This is a genomic window from Ferruginibacter sp., assembly GCF_014377975.1.
Lineage (GTDB): Bacteria > Bacteroidota > Bacteroidia > Chitinophagales > Chitinophagaceae > Ferruginibacter.
This window is the reverse complement of record NZ_JACMOO010000162.1, coordinates 1-2,455: the sequence shown is the minus strand read 5'-3', so window position 1 is coordinate 2,455 and position 2,455 is coordinate 1. Positions and strand designations below refer to the sequence as shown.

The following is a 2,455-nucleotide window of genomic DNA, read 5'->3' as shown; positions in this document are numbered from 1 at the left end:
CCCGGATGGGTATTGATGTAAAAGGCAAAATAGTGATTGCAAAATATGGACAAAGCTGGCGGGGTATTAAACCAAAAGTAGCACAGGAACATGGCGCCATTGGCTGCATCATTTATTCTGATCCCAAAGAGGATGGTTATTATCAGGGCGATACATATCCCAAAGGGCCTTTTCGTCCGGAAGCCGGCGCACAAAGAGGATCAGTAATGGATATGCCTATCTATCCCGGCGACCCTTTAACACCCGGCGTTGGCGCCACTAAAGATGCCCCTAGGTTAAACAGAAAAGATGCTACCAATTTATTAAAAATACCGGTTATTCCTATCAGCTATGCCGATGCATTACCCTTGCTCCAAAGCCTTGAAGGACCCGTAGTTCCTGATGCATGGAAAGGTGCGTTGCCTATCACTTATCATGCAGGACCCAGCAAAAATAAAATTCATTTAAAACTTGCCTTTGACTGGCAGGTGAGGCCTATCAATAATGTAATAGCCAAATTAAAGGGTGCTGAATTTCCTGATGAGTGGGTAATACGTGGCAACCACCACGATGCCTGGGTAAATGGTGCAGCCGATCCCTTAAGCGGACAGGCTGCTATGATGGAAGAAGCAAGATCAGTTGCAGAGCTGGTAAAAACTGGATGGAAACCAAAACGTACTATTGTGTATTGCGCCTGGGATGCAGAAGAGCCAGGGCTGATGGGTTCTACCGAATGGGTAGAATTTCATGCAGATGAACTACAAAAAAAGGCAGTGCTATACATCAACTCTGATGGTAACGGAAGGGGTTTTTTAGATGCCGGCGGGTCACAGGCTTTGGAGCCTGCCTTTACAGAGATCGCTAAAGCAGTCAACGATCCGGAAACAAATGTTACAGTGTTCGACAGAAGGCGTTCATTAAATATTGTGAAAGCTGGTTCTTCAAAAGAAAAGAAGGAAATCATCGCTACAAAAATATTTACCTTACCGGCATTAGGTTCCGGCTCCGATTTTTCTCCCTTTGCGCAGCACATTGGTATCCCTTCTTTAAACCTTGGTTTTAGTGGCGAAGATGATGGCGGAGAGTACCATTCCATTTATGATTCTTACGATTTATACAGGCGTTTTAAAGACCCTACTTTTGAATATGGTGTGGTATTAGCCAAAACAGCAGGCCGTACTACGTTGCGTTTTGCAGATGCAGAATTATTGCCTTTCGATTTCCGAAATTTACAAACTACCATAAGCAAATACACCAAAGAAGTAAGTGCACTTGCTGATGAAATGAGAGAAAATACTTTGGTAGAAAACCAGCTTATCAAAGAAAAATATTACATCATCGCTAATAAAGTAACCGACCCATTATTGCCACCAATTGCAAAAGACGAAGTGCCTTTTTTTAACTTTGCTTCTTTGCAAAATGCAGTATCCAATTTGGCTAAAACTGCCGAAAGCCTTTATACAATTATAAGCTCCAACACATTAACAAGTGAAAAGAAAAACGAACTCAATAAACAACTGTATAAAGCAGAGCAGGTGCTGCTTACCAAAGATGGGTTGCCTCGTCGTGGCTGGTATAAACATGCCATATATGCCCCCGGTTTTTTCACCGGCTATGGTGTAAAAACATTACCTGGCATTAGAGAAGCGCTTGAACAACGCAACTGGAAAGAAGCTCAGGAACAAATTGAAATTGCTGCAACTACCATTACTAATTTATCAAAGTATTTAGATGCCGCAGCAGTAGCTGCAAAGTAATTGGATGGAGTGGATGAGTCAGTCGTTCCCGTTGTTGGTGCCTCACCATCACCAAGTAGAAAGCTTCGCCGAAATGAGTAAGCAAGTTAAACTAATCAATTTGTTGCTCATAAAAGATAGCAGATGAAAAACTGTATTTTGTTCCCGTGGTTGGTATCTCGCCAACCACCATCTAGAAAGCTTTTCCGAAATAAGTAAGCATTCCAAACTCATCAATTTGCTGCTTATAAAAGCAAGCAGATGAAAAACTGTATGTTGCAGGCTGGCTGGATAAAAGCCAGTGCGGCTGCGTGCGGTTATGGTTAATATAATCTAACTTTTGCGCTGCCATTAAAACATTAAATAATTGTATTGCCAAAGGGTATCTCTGATAAATATTGTATGCCCTGTCGGTTGCATAAATTCAATAATATATTAAACTGGCATCTTAACTCTTTTGCCTATTATTGAGTTATATTTTTGCCGTAAATTTTTCAGGCAGACATAGCCATGCCTCCAAAATCTTCTTTTACCCCAAGCACACGTTCGGGTGCATTGTTATCTTTTTCAACAAATTCTGTAGGTGTAGTTTTTGTAAAATCTTTAAAATCTTTAACCAAATGCTGGTAATCGTAATAGCCGGTGTGCAGGGCTATACTCAACCAATCTTTATGTGGTTGGGCGTTTTGTAATTTCATGGCATTATCAAAACGAACAATGCGGGTATAAGTTTTAGGACT

General features: G+C 41.2%; 2 protein-coding genes. One reads left to right on the top strand and one right to left on the bottom strand.

Translation table 11 applies throughout. The annotated features are described in order from the left end of the window. On the top strand, positions 1 to 1,736 hold a 1,736-nt coding region (locus tag H7254_RS09395), incomplete at its 5' end, for a M28 family metallopeptidase (RefSeq protein ID WP_301932725.1). Between the two features lie 473 nt (positions 1,737 to 2,209). Here H7254_RS09395 and H7254_RS09390 read toward each other — a convergent pair. After that, positions 2,210 to 2,455, bottom strand: a 246-nt coding sequence (locus H7254_RS09390; RefSeq protein ID WP_301932724.1) for an AraC family transcriptional regulator, incomplete at its 5' end; no start/stop codon positions are given.